Source organism: Myroides pelagicus (assembly GCF_009711055.1).
GTDB classification, from domain to species: domain Bacteria; phylum Bacteroidota; class Bacteroidia; order Flavobacteriales; family Flavobacteriaceae; genus Flavobacterium; species Flavobacterium pelagicum.
In genome coordinates, this window is sequence record NZ_WMJY01000015.1 from 1 (window position 1) to 17,567 (window position 17,567).

Genomic DNA, 17,567 nt, shown 5'->3' on the forward strand with positions numbered 1-17,567 from the left:
ATCACAAGATTGTTAGCATTCATAACCAGTTATGTTACTCAAGTTTCGCACCTATTTACTTTCATGTATTCGACTGATAATTAAAGTTATAATTATCAGATAAAAAACCAAAAGATTCGATATTTTCTATTATTTTTAATGTAACATCATAAATATCAATTAAATATACAAGTTTTTCCAAAACATCAAGTATTTAGGTGCGAAACTTGAGTAAATAAGCACCATTTTCTACAACTAAATCTTTAACACTTATATCACCACTAACACAATATTTTTTATCACCGGCTAATGTTACGTTTGCTTCAACAGTCTCTAGCGCTATAGCCCCTTCTGGACATCCACATGGTCCTTCTGGAGTAACTAGTGTTTCTACTGTACTGATAAATCGGTTTGGATCCTTTGCTTCCTCTGAAGTAAAGCTTAAAGCCGAAGCATCGATCTTTGCTGTATTAGTTATCTTACCTGATGCAGGTAATTGCTTTACTTTCCCTTTAATTGTAAATACTGCAGCATCTCTACTTCCCAGATTTACCTTAATATCTTTTATATTTTTTGCAGTAGCATCAAAGTTTACCGCCTTAGTCTCTACTAACCCTAATTCACTCTTAAATGAAATCGAACTAACTTCATAATAAGGACTTAACTCAGTTAACAAGTCGTTCAGAACGATACCCTCATAAAAACTTTGAGATAAGTTTCTAACCTCTACTGTATACTCTAAATCCTCTCCTACAGCAGCAGACTGCTTATTAGCTCTTTTCTCTACTTTCACACCTTCTGGAACAAAAACAGACAACCCTCTAATTTCGTGAAAGTTCACAGCACTTCCAGTAGAAGCCGCAAAACCAAGTTTTAATGTTTTAAAAGGTACTTCATCATAATCTGATGTAAATAAATGCTCAAACACACCGTCTTTTTCACGCATCCATCTCACCTCTACTCTATATCCACTACCATATTTATATAACTCCATCTGTACACGACGATAGAATACATCATCTGATGGACGAGCATTAACAATTACAGGGTAACCTACTTCATGATCTTTATCTGATAAAGTTTTATAACCAATAGCGTCCTAAATAAATTTAAGGCATAAAATATCCTCCCACTTTAGTAGGTTATAGATGATATTTCGATAAAATTTAAAACAGAACCCCCTGTATCAATTTTGGAGGGGGTTTTTCTACTTCATTTAGCGGATTATCTAACCATTTTTGCAGTTCTATTTTGACAAAGAGGTTTAAACGTATAAAAGCGACTAAATTAGATAAGTGCCATCCAAATTGAGACTGTGCGCGCAGAGCTTTTAGTATTAAAATAGTAATAAGTGCCGTCCAAATTTGTATCATTACTGCATTTTCAGAAGTTCCTATAAAAGATTTTATGTGTAGAAGTTGCTTGAGATCTCTAAAGAAGATCTCCACCATCCATCTACTTTTATAAAGCTCACTAATTGTATTAGCTGTCCAAGTAAATTGATTTGTGATAAGCTCTATAACTTGCTTGTTTTCTTGATTCCATACAGCTACTCGTCTTAGTTTATTAGGATATAGTTGTTTTGAGTTATCATTAGCTAAAGTAATTATCTCATCTTTTAAAATATTTTGATGTCTATTCTCTGGTAGTTCCAGCTCTTTAATTGTTTCAAATTTTAAGTTGTCTTTATGTCTAATGACAAAGAATACTTGTTTGCTGTCCCAAACGTTTAAAAGGCTAAAATCATTATAAAAACGATCGGCAACTATAACACTACCTTTAAGCAAAGGGATGTCATAAGCTCCTTTATTATCAGCTGTCTTGCCGTTAGTAATATTAATATAAGCTGGTAGATTTCCATCAAAATCAAGTAATGTGTGCATTTTCACTGCTCCTTTATTGGTTTTGTATTTAGCCCAATCAAAGATACTCAAGCATAGAGATATTGTGGTAGAGTCAAGCAGTAGAATCTTAGACTTGATTCTAAACTTCACTTGTTTAAATTTGGGATACTGTCCTAAACTTTGAAGTAAAACAAAATAATACTCTTTAAAAAGTTCATGAGTTCTGTTTTTATTCTGATAGCTTACTGAGGATTTAGATGGTGCTCTATCTATACCAAGGTGATTTAGATTCCCAGTGGCTGAACGAAGTCCATTACTAATATCACGAACAGATTTGCTACGGGCAAAATGACAAAATAACATAGAGACAAGGTGACTCCAACTATTAAATCCTTTGTTGTGTTTGTCTGTCTGTTGTGTTTGTCTGTCTGTTTTTATTGTACGATTTTTTTGAATTTTGAGCGATCAAGTTTTGCTATTATTTGAGAGAACAGTGTTATATTTGCCATCGAGAGAGTGATTTTTGGTGTCCAACTCAAAGATAATTTGAGATCCGAAATTAACTCTCTTTTTTTGTACCTTTTTTAAACGTTTAGGACGCTATTGTTTTATAACCTATTAAGGGAGTATTGTTTTGATAATTAGATTTTCCACGTAAACCCACAGAATTTTTCAGTGAATAGCGCAACTGTTCTGTTTCATTCGTACCATCTTCATACCAATAACCATCTTTTCTAAGCCTTACTTCTCTAATACCATTTGTACCTGCAAAAATATAGTTGCCGTATTCATCGAGTCCTAACCCTAAATACCCATTAGTTAACGCATCATTATATCCTTGACTACCACCATAACCTAAATTATGACCAGTACCTCCTAGTGTAACTCTATCACCTAGTGTATTTCCATCTAATAAGAAAACAGTAAACCCGTCTCCCCCTCTTTTAGGTGTACCTGCAGGTAATGCAGATACATCGTCAGCACCTTCTTTAGTACGCCATGTTTTATATTCAAAATCTAATACTACTCCTTTATCAGAAGAAAATGCCTCATCTATGATAACTCCTCCACTTTTAGTTCCCTTAGCTTCAGTTAAACGAAGCCAACCATCGCCATTGTTATCTTTTTGAACCGTAGCATTATCACTAGCTGTTAGATAAGCACCTCCAATAAAGATGACATTATTCTTCTTAGTAGAACTACCTTTAAAATCTTCTTGCACGGTAAACTGAGCATATGCCTGTCCTCCTATTCCTAAGAAGAAAACTAATAGCATCAGTGCATTAACAAGTAATCTTTTTTTCATAATTGTCTATTTCTATCTTTTAACGCCTCTAATACAATTCTGTCCTTTATCAGTATAATTTGTTTATACAATTAGGTAAAACTAAACCCCGACTGAATACGTTTTTTTAAATGCGTTGTTATTAAAAACTGAGGCAAAATTCTAACATTTTTACTACTAAAATGTTTCAGTTTTCATAAAATACATACGTACCAACATATTGAAACAAATCTAAAAAACTAAAAACCAACACTTTAAACCTAAGTTAACATAGTGTATCCAAAAAGGATACTTTATTTAAGGTGACGAAGAAAAACTATAACTTAACGTTCATTAAATAATCTGAAACAATACAAAGTTGAAGTGCTCATTACAGGTTAGTTTCTAACCAAACGAACAACACAAAAAGACCAATATAGATGATAATAAAGCATTAAATGGCAGGCGAGCATAACTCAGCAATCCAAAGTAACCAACGATATAAAACTATCCTTATACAAGCAGAAGTAGTACTAAACATATCGCTAAAAAAGCACTTATCCATCACACAAAAAAACATATAATAAGCTAAGTCATTAAACAAAGAAAACTTCTAAAAACAACAAGCGACAAAAAAAGCCACAATTACCTTGGCGAAAGGTATTATGGCTTTTGAGTTTTAAGGGCTTTTACTTTGGGCTAAAACAAGCTCCTTAGTTAGATTACATCTGTTGTTGTTTATGTTGATCTATGTATTCTGATGGCGATACACCAGTGTTTTTCTTAAATGAACGGAAAAAAGAGGTACGTGAATTAAACCCACATTGCATACCAAGTTCCGTAACGTTAATATTTTCTTGTGTTTGTTCTATTAATGCTATCGCGTGATTAATACGCAATTGATTGACAAACGGTTTAAAACTAGAATCATAAAGCAAAGTAAATACCTGTGCGAGATGATGCCTTGTGATTCCAGTCATTTGCTCTAGAACCTCAATAGAAAAATCATCGCGCAAGTACATCTTTTGATTAATAATTACCTCTTCTATCTGGTCTTTATAGCGCAATAGCACTTGATCAGCCACCTTCGATTTCTCATATTTACCCTGATTCGGTGACGCTTGAGTCGTTTTATCTATAATTTGTTCTTCTATATCCAGCCTACCACTCACATATTTTTCTTCTACATCTGGTAGTTTCTGCACTTCTTTGATTGCTTTAGTATAAAAACGAAAAACAAAATAAGCTAACATCAACATTCCGATATAAATGATATTAAAATCATTATTCGGTATAGCATTATAAGTAACAAGTCCTACTAACATGATCGCCATGAAAAACATTATCCAAATCACGCGTATCACAATAACTCGGAACTTGTACATTAGTTTTAACCTACTCAAAACCACATATCCGTAAATCCCATATAAAGAAAGACTTACTGCCGTAAAAATGTACATCACTAAATAGTAGTACACCAAGAATTCGACACTAATATCATTTGCTTGCATCACGCCATAACCATAAGCAATGGTAAACAGTAATGCTGGGACAAAATGAATGATAGGCCAGCGATACTTTTGTTCTGATTCTAATACCACATGGCGCAAAGACCCTAAGCCTATATAGAAAAACGGTGAGTAAAAAACAATGAAAGGCGCCCCTAAACTTAAAAAAATAAAATCCTTAAAGAAAAATCTAGCCATACAGATATATACACAGTGTGTAATGAAAAAAATCAAAAACACCTGTAGCACCAGTTGGGAATCAGACTTACTAACGATTCGCGTATTAATAAAATACGCAATCGAAGCAAATATAATTGCCAATGAAAGAACTAATATGTATAAAACTGCGTCCAAAAAATCTAATTATGCTACGGCTAAACTTCTATAAACTGAAGGGGTACACCCCTCATACAAACGAAAATATTTATTAAATGAAGACTTCGAATTAAAACCACACTCCTCAACAATAGCCTCGATAGTCATCTGACAATTATCTACCAACAATTGTTTAGCATGTTCAATTCTATACTTAGCTACTAATTGATAAAAACTCGTATTCATTTCTTTATTTAAAATCTCTGAAACTTCGTTCCTGTCTTTTTCCAAATGTTGTGCCAATTGTTCCAAAGAAAAACTCGGTAATAGATAATCTGTTGAATACTCAAAGTAAGTATCTATAAGTATACAATTGGTTGATATCAAATTTCTAGCATTTAACGCTGATGCTATAGATTCTTCCGACTCGATTTGCAAACTTAATCTAGACAAAGCATTCTCTAAATAAAGTGTAATAAAGCACAAGACTAAAGCAAAAAAAGAAATACCTATCAAGATAAATGACTCTTTGAAATAAAGTTTAAAACGATAAATCTCCGTGAATACATATACAAGCTTAATTAGTGCATTTAAACCAAGAAAGAATGTATAAACCGTTAAAAAGTTAAAACGAATATCCCCTGTCTTTGCATAATCGCTTTTCTTAATGATCGAAAAGATAAACGAAGTGTAGATTAATACATAAGCAATCTCAAACAGACAAAACGCCATATCCTCTAAGAAAAATTGCTCTACTATAATAACGACACTACCTAATACATGAAAAAGAAATTCCTTAACGCTAACCTGAGTCTGTTTAGACTGCTTGATATACATATAAAAAATAGGCAATGCGATATAAACGATATTCACCGGGGAACTAAAGTAATGAGCCACCAGTTGAACCATTGATATCAGTCCTACTAAATATAATATCGTATTAAAAGAAAACTGTATACTAATCAGTTTTTGTGTTTTTGGGGTATCTGTCATGTTTGTTTGATAAATGCTAATTCCAAGCCATAGAAGCATACTATCCCACCGCAATTAAAATCACGTAACAAAACCAGCTTATCGCTGTCAGTAGTGGTGCCTTATCTTGTGGGGACAATAAACAAGAAATTCTCAAATTCTCATTTTTTTCTAAAACATTGCAAAATTATTACTTATATTTAGTTTTATACCATATTTTAAGAGTTAAATCGCACTTTTAAACAAAACCACAAAAACACTTTCAAAACAGATTTTCAACCAAATATTTAATAAAAATATAATAATAAACAATTTTATTTCTTAAATAATAAGAACTACAAAGACTAAAAACTAATATTTTAACATCAAAAATCTCATTTTTTGTAACTAAAAAAACCTTTTAGCGTCTAGTTTTGTCTACGAATAAAACTGAAATATGATAAAAATCATATTATATATCTACTAAACATTTTTACAATACCTTTTTTCCTTGGCTATTATTAGGACAAGCAGGAAATAAAAAGTCACAAAAAGTGATACTACATATTCCAAAACACTCATTTTACGAAAACACTAACCATAACCATTCCGTTAAAAAGAATAATCAAAATATAAAAAAACACAACTAAAAAGATAAAAAAACCTAAATATTAACTTTTAATATATAATAAAACTAAAAGTTTGTTTTTAGAATATTTATCTCTAATTCACTACTAAGAAAGAACTCTTTCGCATGCTTAGTAAAACTATTCCTTATTATTCCACTTTACTTTTCAATTGCTAAATACCCTATTTTACAACTAGATATCTATACCATTTTTTTTACTACCTCCTTTTGCATGATCGGGATATGGTCAGGAGGTGATCGGGATATGGTCGGGATATTTTGTACAAAAAAATCCCGACCATATCCTTTGCACTACCTCAATATATCCCTCGCAAACAACAACAGGCTAAAAAACCAATACATAACCTCAACACAACCTAATCACTCATAGATATAAAAAAAGGAGTAGTCAAAACTACTCCTTGTATAATTACTTTATTCTGTATTGTTTAATTCAGTTTGTTACCGATAACTCCAATAGCATTTGGTTTTGCAGCGTTATCCTTGTTTCCGTAAAAAACAATTGTATATACGATTCCTTTTTTAAACGTTGTGTTTTCTTTACTAACGGCTAAAATTTCTTGATCAGGACCTAATACGGTAAACTTATAAGTTTTGGTCTCGATTAAATCATACTGTTGGTTTAAAGCTACAGATTCTTGAGTATCTGTCACTCTATCTTTAAAACGATCCAAAACGATATCCTCATCTATTTGAAGAGTGACAGCAGTATCATCACTCGATACGTTAAAGAAGCGGATACCACTCTTGTTCTCTAAAGCTGCTTTATCTTGTTCTGCGATCATATCTTGAGTGACAAAATACACTGGCTTAGTAAAAGTCCCCCCTAAATATGTCGAATAATACTTATTCACTTCAATTGGAGTCTTATACTCTGCTATTTTCCCTTGTAGTTCGCGAGCTTGAATATTACGCTCACCAGGAAGCACACGAGTTCTCATATAATCCTTATACTCAAACACATTACCTACTTTTAATGTTTGAACTAGACGGTCATCTACTGCGTAGTTTACAACATTAGTATTGGTATACAAGTTCACCATAGTAACCTCTGCCGATGGAGGCATCACAAAATTGTCATCGGATTTACAACTTTGAAAGAAGACAGCACTCACAAGAGTAGCTGCTAAAAAAAACACTTTTCTCATAATTAGTTTAATTTAATTGGTTTTACAAATTTGAAAAATTTACACTACTATTAAAAACTAATTATTAATAACCTAAACTTTAACGCTGGTAAATATACTATTAAACAAACAGTTAAACCAAAAAAATTAACATTTAAAATTAGTAATTGTCACTAAAAGACATTAAGTAAAAAAATATTAACAATTGAAAAACAACACTTTACAAATCAAACCAATCAATCACTTTTTATATCAAAACCATTCAAATAAGTCGTTACTGTTAATACGAAGAATAACTATTCACTAATATTCTTTAATTCTACTACTCGCTTTATAATGACAAACTGGACTTGCTAAAATATTACAAACAACCATTGTTTGCTATACAAAAAAAGCTATGTTTGTGATTAATGGCAAATTTGGTTACAAAATATAAAACTAGTCGTAGTGCACAGGCATTCTATTGCATTCTCTTAATACTAGGGGCGATAACTTCTTCCTGTACCGTACAAACAACGATTCAATCATTCTTAAGCTCAACAACTACAGAAGATACGATTGGACACAAACCAATAAAACACAAACCAAACAAAGAGTCTTTTGCCAATCAATTACCTTGTCTAAATATCTCTGCTGATCAGCTAAACAATCAGCTAACAAAAAATAAAACTAAATCAGCAAAGTTAACTATCGCTTTGCCTATTATCGATAAACACACTTTTTATAGCACCTTACTTTCCAAGAATATCTCAATAGCCTTCAAGGCTAACCAAAAATATATATATCAAAGTATCCCAATATTTAAACGGTTACAAAACTTTAGATTGTGATAATTAGTTATTCTAAAACAACTTAAATAAAAAATAACAATTACAAAACACTTCTAAAGATTTTAAAATGAAAAACACAATAAAACAATTACTCTTAAACTGTACACTTATCTTGACAGTTTTAGTGCCAACAACAATTTTTGCCCATACTACGCAGCAAAATCCTCCAGTCCTAAACACCACTACAACAGACTTCACTGTTCAAGATGCAAATGGAAACAAAATAAAGATGAGCGCTTTACAAGGCAAAGCTGTTTTTGTCAACTTTTGGGCTACTTGGTGCCCTCCTTGTATCAAAGAAATGCCTTCAATTGAAGCATTAAAAAACAAACTCAAAGGTGAAGATATCGTCTTTGTGATGGTAGATGTCGATGGAGATCACGACAAAGCACAACGCTTTATGGATAAGAAAAAATACAAACTTCCTGTCTATATTCCTGTCAGTTCGGTATCACCTAACTATCTAGGTAATGCTGTACCGACGACACTGATCTTCGACAAAAAAGGAAATATGGTTCAGCGGATTGTCGGCGGGGTTGATTACGACTCCAAAAAAGTAGAGGAATTTATGCGATACGTTATAAATATGTAAAAAGAAAAGGATGGGCTATCGCTCATCCTTTTTAGGTGTATAACTATACCTTCTTTGCTCGTTTAACACTTTTTCTTCTTCTACAAACTCCTCAGGTATAACCTTTAGAAAAGAAGGATGCTGCTCAATTGCCATTTCAATTTTTTCAACAATAGTCTCAATTGAATCACTTTCATAATCAATCTCTAGCGGTTCTTTAATAACCATCGATTGAAGAATACCTTTTTTCTTCAAGTGGAGTCCTTTTTTATCAAAAGAACGTCTAAACCCATCAATAACAATTGGAACAACAATTGGCTTATAATTTTTAATAATATGCGCCGTTCCTTTGCGTATTGGTTTAAAAGATTTAGTAGTTCCTTGAGGAAAAGTAATTACCCAACCATCGTCTAGTGCTACTTTTATATTTTCGACTTGATCTTGATTTACCTCACGTCTTTCTTTTAGCTCTACTCCTTTACTTCTCCAAGTACGATCTACAGTAATAGCTCCAACATAAGCCATAATTCTAGGTAATAACCCAGATTTCATAGTTTCAGAAGCAGCCACATAGTAGATGTTTAGCTTCGGCTTCCAGATATACATGATATTTTTTATCGTATCCTCTCTTCCTTTCAAACTAGCATTGAAAACGTGAAACATCGCTACGACATCAGCAAAGTAGGTTTGGTGATTTGATATAAACAATACGTGTCTATCTGGTAAACTGCGTAAAACCTCTGATCCTTCTATTTGCAAATCGTTAAAACCTCTAAATCGTTGATGAGTAGCAAAACCAAATAGCCTAATAATCCATCTTTTTATGAACAGAATATGTCCAAATGAATTCTTTTTGAATAATCCCATAATATCCTCACATTAAAGCAAGTGACAAATTTACCACTTAATTAGTAATAAAAAACACTAAGTTCTCTTAAAAGTAAGCTATAATATTAAAGAATCTGTTTCAAAGACTCCTTTAGTTCACTTATCATCATCGCTGTCGCTCCCCAAATCGTATAACCTTGATACAAATAAACAGGCACAGCTATCTGATTAGCATAACTAGTAGTCATTGTTACTTGTTGGATTAGCTGATCATCAAATAGCTTATTAATTGGCAAAGCTATAACGTTAGCAACCTCATTATGAGATAAAATAAGCTCTGGGGTATGGTGAATAATACCTAAGTAAGGCTGAACAATAAAATTACTTGGTGGCACATATACAGAAGTAAAAGGCTTAATGACTTGTATATCTCGACTACAAATACCGACTTCTTCATAGGTCTCCCGTAGAGCAGTGTGTTCCAAATTGCGGTCACTTTCTTCGTATTTACCACCAGGAAAAGCAACTTGACCAGAATGTACCCCTTTATAGGAAGCCCGCTCTATCAATAGCAAGCACACTTCACCTGCATGAGGATACAACAACATCATCACAGCAGAACGCTTGGGGTGATACTCCAAAAAATCTTCAACATATAGATAAGGTCTGCGCTGAGTAGGCACCATTAATGCTTGAGCATCTACACCTTGTGGAATAATTGTTTTAATTGTATCTATTTTATGCAAAAAAGAATCAAAAGTCATAAGTTTGCTCTAACTAAAGTTGAATACCTAAAAATACAATTTTTACCTATATGTTTAGTAAAGAAGAAGCGCAAAGAATAAAAAGAGAGTTTTGGATAACTTTTGCTCAAGAATATCCACGTAAATGGTTATTGCACAATACTAAAATAAAAGATTTTGCATTTAAGTTTTATTGTGACAATAAAAAAGCACAGGTATTGTTGGATATCGAATGTAAAGATGATGAAAAACGCAAGATATACTTTGAAAAGATAGAGTCACTGAAAACTATTCTTCTAGAAGAACATTTACCCGAAGCAATATTTGAACGTGAATATTACTTAGAGAATGGTAAATTAATTAGCCGTATTTGGGTTGAATTAACAGGAGTTTCCATTAACAATAAAAATAGTTGGCCTCAAATCTTTGATTTTTTTGCTAATCATATGACACAGTTTGAATTATTTTACTATGAATATGAAGATTATATCAAAGATTTAGAAATAAACACCTAAATTTAACTACTTAACCATTCACTATTTGATTATAACCTTATGCGCCAGCTTTACTATCTATCCCTTGTAATGTTCTTTTTGCTACCCTGTGTGGCACAACAGACTAATACTAGTGTGAAAGACAGTATTGTAAAAATATCAATGGAAGTCGAGCAAGAACAGACTGAGCAAAAAATAGAGCGCGATAGTACACGGTTGTTTTCCAACTTTGAAAATAAAAATAAACAAACAAAAATTGGTCGATTAATCAATAAATTAATCTATAAAAACAATAAGAAACTAACCAAGAAAGCACCTGAAGTAAAAAACAATCAGCACTTAGAATTAGGACAAGGCAAAGTAATCCGCAATATCAAGATAGTTACACTAGACCCTTTTGGATATTCTACTACTGATACCCTAAGAAAACCAACAAAAACATTAGAACGTTTTGGCAATAAAATGCATCTAAAAACCAAAAAGTTTACGGTCAAAAACTTCTTAATGTTCAAAAAGGGAGAGCGAATGGACTCTCTAAAAGTGAAAGAGAGTGAACGTTTATTGCGTACCCAACGATTTGTCAGAGCAGTGACCATTTACCCGATACCGACTAGTTCTGTTGATACGGTAGACGTTGTGGTTAGAGAGCTCGATTCATGGAGTATTTACCCTTCTGGATCACTATCTACCTCAAGTGCCCGTATGAAGCTAACAGATCGAAATTTTGCAGGATTAGGACATGATTTAACCGTTCAATACAAAACGCGTTATAACGAAGGTAGAGAAGCTTATTACTTTAATTATAGAATTAATAATATACAGAACACCTTTGTTAGGGCTAATCTACTATACAACTCTGATCTAAACAACAACTATATAAAAGTAGCTGCTATCGATCGTCCATTTTACTCTCCCTATGCAAAATGGGCAGGTGGATTTAGCTTCTCTCAAACCTTTATCAAAGATTCGATTCCAAACATAGACATGAAATACAGCTATGAAGGAGTAAAGTCCAATACACTTGATTATTGGGCAGGATATTCAATTCCACTATTCAAGAGTTATAAAAACAAACCTGTGATTACCAACTTTAGAATTGCAGCACGCTATATCGATCAGCGATTTAATGAAAAGCCCAGCGCTGAATACGACCCTTATGATTTTTACAAAAACAAAAAGACGTACCTAGCAGCCGTTAGCTTAAGTTCAATCAACTATATTCAAGATCGTTACATCTTTAGTTATGACCGTATTGAAGACGTACAGGTAGGTAAAGTAATGGCACTTACTGCAGGAATGAAGCAACAAAACGGCAAACAAAAATCCTACTTCGGAGCTAAGTTTTCCATAGGAGGCTATACCAATTGGGGGTATTTTGCCACCAACGTAGAATGGGGAAGTTATTTTTATGCTGGTCAAAGTGAACAAGGAGCTTTACGTATTGATGGTACTTATTTCACCAAATTATTTTTGATGGGTAAGTGGAAGTTTAGACACTTTCTAGTTCCACAATTTGTTATGGGATACAATCGCATTGATCACCAAGAAGACAAACTAAGATTAGAACCTGTAATACAAGGAATTGGAGCTTCTAAAATTAAAGGAACAAGACGTCTTTCATTAGGATATCAATGGCAATCCTATGCTCCTTATGAATGGAAAGGGTTTCGTGTAAACCCATTTATTAATATTGAAGGTGCATTTATGGGATATGAAAAACAGGCTTTTTTAGACTCCAAACTATACTCTCGCATTAGTCTTGGACTAGTAGCTTATAATGACTATTTAGTATTTAGTCGTATTGCCCTTTCCTTAGTATATTACCCTACAATGCCAGACTCGGGTAACAGACCAATATTCTATGCAAATTCAAGACAATACAATCTAGATCTACCTAATTTCAATTACGACAGGCCTAGACCTGTATCCTATTACTAAAAAAGGCCGCTATAATAGCAGCCTTTCCTATTTTATTATAGATATTACTTATTTTTTCAAATGATGCTCAAATCGATTGATTTGCTCTTGTTCGAATAGATGACTAATGATAGCCTGATCAGTTTCGGTAAACTCAACATGTCTACGAGCCATTACCACACGCATTGTTTCCATAGCTTTATTTACGTGGTAAACTTCGCTATTCTCAACACCTCCCCAAGTAAAGCTAGGAATAAAAGTATGAGGAAAACCACCTCCAAAAACACTACTAGACACACCTACTACTGTCCCTGTATTAAACATAGTATTAATACCACTCTTACTGTGATCTCCCATTAATAGTCCACAAAACTGCAACCCTGTCTTATCATAGGCTTCTTCTTCGATATTCCACACTTTAACAGAAGCATAGTTATTCTTCAAATTTGAATTATTCGTATCTGCTCCTAAATTACACCACTCTCCAAGTACAGCATTCCCTAAGAAACCATCATGCCCTTTATTTGAGTAACCAAACATAACTGAATTACTTACTTCTCCTCCTACTCTACACTCTGGTCCTACAGTAGTAGCACCATAAATCTTTGCACCCAATTTTACTTGAGCACCTTCACACAAAGCAAAAGGTCCACGAATAATAGAGCCTTCCATGATTTCAGTATTCTTCCCAATATAAATAGGTCCAGTCGAAGCATTTAAGGTTACAAAAGCAAGCTTAGCTCCCTCCTCTATAAATACATTCTCCGGAGCAATAACATTCACTGATTCAGGTATAACCTCAGACTCTCTATCTTGAGTTAATAGTTCAAAGTCCTGTCTTAATGCTTGGTCATTCTTCATAAAAATATCCCACTTGTGTTCTATTTTTATGCAGGTATCTGCCTCAAATGAAAGTATCTCATACTCATCAAAATCCACATCTTCCTGAGAAGACTCCGTATAAAATGCTAAAATATCCTCATCAATTACAATTGCTTGTTTAGGTTGTAAGGTTCTTACCATGTCTGCCAATGCTTCAGTCGGTAAATACGCAGCATTAATCATTACGTTATTTTCAACCTCCACCATTGGGTACTTATCCGCTAGATAATCCTCAGTGATCGTAGTTGTAGTATAACCTAAATACTTCTCCCACTTTTCACGGATTGTTAAAATCCCTACACGAATATCCGCTACCGGACGCGTATACGTAAAAGGTAAAAGAGCTCCTCTTACGTCTCCATCAAATAATATATAATTCATAATCTTCAATTGCTTAAATTGTTTCAAAGTTAACTAAACTGTCCCAAAATATGCGATAATATATTCGATATGTTATTACGTCACCAATAAAGCTATTCTGAAAACTACTGAGTGGTGGTGTTATCTTCGTTACAAAACATATAAATACAAAAAAAGGTGTCTTTTCAGACACCTTAACTTAATAATTTCTATTAATTTATTTTACGAAGACAATTATCAATCATTAATTTTAACTTAACAAAAATACAAAACACACTAACACTATACTTAAATAGCGTTAATTTTACCATATATACACCTTTTATCACTTAAATAAGTATAAATAAAACACATAAATTATTACACAAATGAATCAAAACAGTATTTTAACTGTAATATACTCAAAAACATCATCTTGAGTTTAGAGCAAAAAAAACAGTAACAAGTCCGAAAACTTATTACTGTTTGTTTTATTGTAATATCCTATTGTTAGTACAATAGATATAAAGATAAACTCAAATTATTTTTTGAATTTAGCATATTTCGTTTTGAATTTATCAATACGTCCTGCTGTATCGATAAGTTTAGATTTACCTGTGTAGAATGGGTGAGATGTACGAGAAATCTCCATTTTAAACACTGGGTATTCTACTCCATCAACTTCAATTGTTTCTTTTGTGTCAACTGTTGATTTTGTGATGAATACGTCATCATTAGACATATCTTTAAACGCTACTAATCTGTAATTTTCTGGGTGAATACCTTTTTTCATGATAAATCTGTTTTAAAATTTGAGCTATCTACTATTTTGCGGCTTCCTGTTTCTCAAGAAAGATATAAACGTATTATAGCCGTTTGTAAAAAATTATTTTTTTATTCAGGTTGCAAATTTACAACTAATATTGAATTATCAAACAACTATTTATACTTTATTTCAATCTACGAATAAACCATTTTTTGCGCTTTTATTCCTGTCCAGTTCTTGTGTGACTAACACTTAGCTTTTCACTTCTGCGTATGATAACTTTTTCTACACATATACTTCTACAATTGCCAAACAATTCTATCTTTGAAAACAATAAACCAAAAAAACACATTAACTTATGTTTAAAAAACTTACCTTATTTATCTTTTTGTTTATTGCTACTATTGCTTTTGCTCACCCTGATCAGAAAGCGGTCGAACAAGCACTTTACAATCTTAAAGACGTAACCTTCAAACAACTCGAATCAAAAGACGACAACTACTTACTCTATGAATTAAAGATACGCCAACAAGTCGATCACCAAGATTCTTCTAAAGGCTATTTTTACCAAAAAGTGCACTTTTACCACCGGGATTTTGAACAACCTACAATCATGGAAACTAATGGTTATGATCTATATGTACGCGCAAGTGAAATGGTCAACTATCTACAGAGTAACTACCTAAATATCGAACATCGATACTTCGGAGAGTCTATCCCTGAAGGTAAACCATGGAAATACTTAACCATCGAACAAGCGGCTGCTGATCTTCACAAAATCAATCAATTGTTTAAAGAGCTATACAAAGGTAAATGGATCAGTACTGGTATCAGCAAAGGGGGACAGACGACAATCTACTATCGATACTTCTACCCAAATGATGTAGACGTATCTATTCCTTATGTAGCTCCATTTAATCATTCTTTGGAAGAACCTCGTATCTACGAGTTTCTTAACCAAGTGGGGGACAAAGCATGTAGAGATCAAATCTACGCGACACAAATAGCCCTATTGAAAAACAAAGCTACTATCTTACCAAAATTAAAATGGTACGCTAAAGGTGCAGGCTTAACCTTTGAATATTTAGGATCCTTAGAAAAAGCCTTTGAATATGCAGTCCTTGAATACAGTTTTGCTTTTTGGCAATCTGGTCACTCTTGTGAAAGCTTCCCAGATATTTCAAACATCGAAGAACTAACTGACAATCTGTTACAGATAAGTAATATTGATTTCTTTAGTGATAAATTAATTCGAAAATACGAATCTCACTACTATCAAGCAGGAATGCAATATGGCTACTACGGATACGATATCGAACCTTTTAAAGATTATATCAGCTTCACCGAAAATCCACTCGCTACCTTCATGCCCTCAGGTACTTCTCTAGACAACTTCGACGACACCTTATTAAAAAAGGTAAGAAACTGGCTTGACACTCAAGCAAACAACATGATTTATGTCTATGGTGAAACGGATACCTGGAGCGCATCTATGGTGATCCCAACAAAAAAAGTAAACGCTAAATCATTCGTCCTAGCAGGCAAAGACCACGGACAAGCTAGAGTTAAAAATATGACACCTACCATGAAAAACGAATTTTTCCATACACTTAAAAAAATGACTGGACTAAGCCCTGTCAACTAGTTTAATAGAACAAAGCCTCTTTTCTACTATTTAAAAAGAGGCTTTACTTATACAACCTTTCGTCAAAGTACGCTATACATACACTACCAAAAACTATAACTATCTGTTAGACATGCTCCAACTCCATTGACAATCCTCGATGATAAATACTCGTACTATTTAACGTCTCCTCCTTATTATTCCACACCGTCCAAAGGTGTAAATCACCCACTCCCCACTCTTTGGGTAAGTCTACTACCGCTTTGGCAGATGAGCGTTGTCCAACATTCAAATCCATAAACATCATCTCCATCTCACTGTGAAAAATAATCACACTCAAGAAGTCGTCTGGTGAAGTCATACTATTATAACTACTATCTTCCCATTCCAGCACAAGGCACTTCCCCTTAATCACCTCTAATTTAAAAAAATGAACTACGGGAAGCACACCGATAGACATCGTCACAGCATCCATACACAAATAAGCTTTTTCACCTTCAAAGCCAACGCCATTCTTGAGTAAATAGGAAGATACTTGCTCTGTTCCATTAATCATTCCACGGTTGCCTTTTACTTTTGGTATATGCGCATTGATAAATAAGCGTACATCCGATAAAAAAGACGAAACTAACGCCAGTTTAGCTCGCTGACGCAATTGCTTCTCTGTGGCCTCTTTTTTGCTCTTTGAAGGTCTCGATCGCCAATAATATTTATCCCTCCATCGAATACCTACGACAGGCCCTACTTTCCCGAGTACACCACCCATCATTCCGTTTATTGCTTCTCCTATTTTTTACATTTATTAAGTTAATATTCATCACCTTAACACAAATATACAACATCAACTTTAGCATTGTGAAGCAACATTTTATTACACCCAAGCTCACCTCAGTAAAATGGTTTTTACCTGAAAAAAATGTTTATAAAGTGGAAGAA

General features: G+C 33.4%; 14 protein-coding genes and 1 pseudogene. 4 read left to right on the plus strand and 11 right to left on the minus strand.

The window, feature by feature from the left end; genetic code table 11:
- Positions 1-193: 193 nt before the first annotated feature.
- The 6 genes and pseudogenes from GJV77_RS07870 to GJV77_RS07895 form a co-directional block, all read right to left on the minus strand.
- Positions 194-973 (minus strand): DUF11 domain-containing protein, encoded by a 780-nt coding sequence (locus GJV77_RS07870; protein WP_155035831.1) that lies wholly within the window; start codon positions 971-973, stop codon positions 194-196.
- A gap of 172 nt (positions 974-1,145) precedes the next feature.
- Positions 1,146-2,332: pseudogene (locus GJV77_RS07875) on the minus strand (IS4 family transposase).
- A gap of 83 nt (positions 2,333-2,415) precedes the next feature.
- Entirely contained in the window at positions 2,416-3,129 is a 714-nt protein-coding gene (locus GJV77_RS07880; protein ID WP_155035832.1) for an L-type lectin family protein, read from the minus strand.
- 680 nt (positions 3,130-3,809) lie between these two features.
- Complete coding sequence (locus GJV77_RS07885) at positions 3,810-4,793, minus strand: helix-turn-helix domain-containing protein (protein WP_155035833.1); 984 nt, start codon at positions 4,791-4,793, stop codon at positions 3,810-3,812.
- Positions 4,794-4,958: 165 nt separating this feature from the next.
- The gene (locus GJV77_RS07890) at positions 4,959-5,942 is read right to left on the minus strand and encodes a helix-turn-helix domain-containing protein (RefSeq protein ID WP_155035834.1); all 984 of its coding nucleotides are present in this window, start codon (positions 5,940-5,942) and stop codon (positions 4,959-4,961) included.
- A gap of 996 nt (positions 5,943-6,938) precedes the next feature.
- The gene (locus GJV77_RS07895) at positions 6,939-7,658 is read right to left on the minus strand and encodes a DUF4397 domain-containing protein (protein ID WP_155035835.1); all 720 of its coding nucleotides are present in this window, start codon (positions 7,656-7,658) and stop codon (positions 6,939-6,941) included.
- An 876-nt stretch (positions 7,659-8,534) separates the two neighbouring features.
- Here GJV77_RS07895 and GJV77_RS07900 point away from each other — a divergent pair.
- Positions 8,535-9,059: a TlpA family protein disulfide reductase gene (locus GJV77_RS07900; protein WP_155035836.1), complete on the plus strand. Its 525-nt coding sequence runs from the start codon at positions 8,535-8,537 to the stop codon at positions 9,057-9,059.
- Positions 9,060-9,074: 15 nt separating this feature from the next.
- Here GJV77_RS07900 and GJV77_RS07905 read toward each other — a convergent pair whose 3' ends face one another.
- Positions 9,075-9,905 (minus strand): lysophospholipid acyltransferase family protein, encoded by an 831-nt coding sequence (locus GJV77_RS07905; RefSeq protein WP_155035837.1) that lies wholly within the window; start codon positions 9,903-9,905, stop codon positions 9,075-9,077.
- Positions 9,906-9,991: 86 nt separating this feature from the next.
- Entirely contained in the window at positions 9,992-10,630 is a 639-nt protein-coding gene (locus GJV77_RS07910; protein WP_155035838.1) for an NUDIX hydrolase, read from the minus strand.
- 50 nt (positions 10,631-10,680) lie between these two features.
- Between GJV77_RS07910 and GJV77_RS07915 the strand changes: the two genes are divergently transcribed.
- Positions 10,681-11,124 (plus strand): DUF4268 domain-containing protein, encoded by a 444-nt coding sequence (locus GJV77_RS07915; RefSeq protein ID WP_155035839.1) that lies wholly within the window; start codon positions 10,681-10,683, stop codon positions 11,122-11,124.
- Between the two features lie 90 nt (positions 11,125-11,214).
- The gene (locus GJV77_RS07920) at positions 11,215-13,041 is read left to right on the plus strand and encodes a hypothetical protein (protein ID WP_317162550.1); all 1,827 of its coding nucleotides are present in this window, start codon (positions 11,215-11,217) and stop codon (positions 13,039-13,041) included.
- A gap of 48 nt (positions 13,042-13,089) precedes the next feature.
- Here GJV77_RS07920 and GJV77_RS07925 read toward each other — a convergent pair whose 3' ends face one another.
- Together GJV77_RS07925 and GJV77_RS07930 are read right to left on the minus strand one after the other, a co-directional pair.
- Positions 13,090-14,283: a GlmU family protein gene (locus GJV77_RS07925; protein WP_155035841.1), complete on the minus strand. Its 1,194-nt coding sequence runs from the start codon at positions 14,281-14,283 to the stop codon at positions 13,090-13,092.
- A 499-nt stretch (positions 14,284-14,782) separates the two neighbouring features.
- A complete protein-coding gene (locus GJV77_RS07930) occupies positions 14,783-15,034 on the minus strand; it encodes a type B 50S ribosomal protein L31 (RefSeq protein ID WP_155035842.1) in 252 nt (83 codons plus the stop codon).
- Between the two features lie 331 nt (positions 15,035-15,365).
- Here GJV77_RS07930 and GJV77_RS07935 point away from each other — a divergent pair, with 331 nt between their 5' ends.
- Positions 15,366-16,652, plus strand: a complete 1,287-nt coding sequence (locus GJV77_RS07935) for a S28 family serine protease (RefSeq protein WP_155035843.1) — start codon at positions 15,366-15,368, stop codon at positions 16,650-16,652.
- 106 nt (positions 16,653-16,758) lie between these two features.
- Here GJV77_RS07935 and GJV77_RS07940 read toward each other — a convergent pair whose 3' ends face one another.
- Positions 16,759-17,400: a DUF6266 family protein gene (locus GJV77_RS07940; RefSeq protein ID WP_155035844.1), complete on the minus strand. Its 642-nt coding sequence runs from the start codon at positions 17,398-17,400 to the stop codon at positions 16,759-16,761.
- Positions 17,401-17,567: the final 167 nt, after the last annotated feature.

Excerpts from the sequence above, each read along its gene's own strand:
- GJV77_RS07925 (WP_155035841.1), bottom strand. The coding sequence starts at position 14,283 with ATGAATTATATATTATTTGATGGAGACGTAAGAGGAGCTCTTTTACCT.
- GJV77_RS07930 (WP_155035842.1), bottom strand. The coding sequence starts at position 15,034 with ATGAAAAAAGGTATTCACCCAGAAAATTACAGATTAGTAGCGTTTAAA.
- GJV77_RS07915 (WP_155035839.1), top strand. The coding sequence starts at position 10,681 with ATGTTTAGTAAAGAAGAAGCGCAAAGAATAAAAAGAGAGTTTTGGATA.
- GJV77_RS07890 (WP_155035834.1), bottom strand. The coding sequence starts at position 5,942 with ATGCTTCTATGGCTTGGAATTAGCATTTATCAAACAAACATGACAGAT.
- GJV77_RS07900 (WP_155035836.1), top strand. The coding sequence starts at position 8,535 with ATGAAAAACACAATAAAACAATTACTCTTAAACTGTACACTTATCTTG.
- GJV77_RS07905 (WP_155035837.1), bottom strand. The coding sequence starts at position 9,905 with ATGGGATTATTCAAAAAGAATTCATTTGGACATATTCTGTTCATAAAA.
- GJV77_RS07885 (WP_155035833.1), bottom strand. The coding sequence starts at position 4,793 with ATGGCTAGATTTTTCTTTAAGGATTTTATTTTTTTAAGTTTAGGGGCG.
- GJV77_RS07935 (WP_155035843.1), top strand. The coding sequence starts at position 15,366 with ATGTTTAAAAAACTTACCTTATTTATCTTTTTGTTTATTGCTACTATT.
- GJV77_RS07870 (WP_155035831.1), bottom strand. The coding sequence starts at position 973 with ATGGAGTTATATAAATATGGTAGTGGATATAGAGTAGAGGTGAGATGG.
- GJV77_RS07910 (WP_155035838.1), bottom strand. The coding sequence starts at position 10,630 with ATGACTTTTGATTCTTTTTTGCATAAAATAGATACAATTAAAACAATT.
- GJV77_RS07895 (WP_155035835.1), bottom strand. The coding sequence starts at position 7,658 with ATGAGAAAAGTGTTTTTTTTAGCAGCTACTCTTGTGAGTGCTGTCTTC.
- GJV77_RS07880 (WP_155035832.1), bottom strand. The coding sequence starts at position 3,129 with ATGAAAAAAAGATTACTTGTTAATGCACTGATGCTATTAGTTTTCTTC.
- GJV77_RS07940 (WP_155035844.1), bottom strand. The coding sequence starts at position 17,400 with ATGATGGGTGGTGTACTCGGGAAAGTAGGGCCTGTCGTAGGTATTCGA.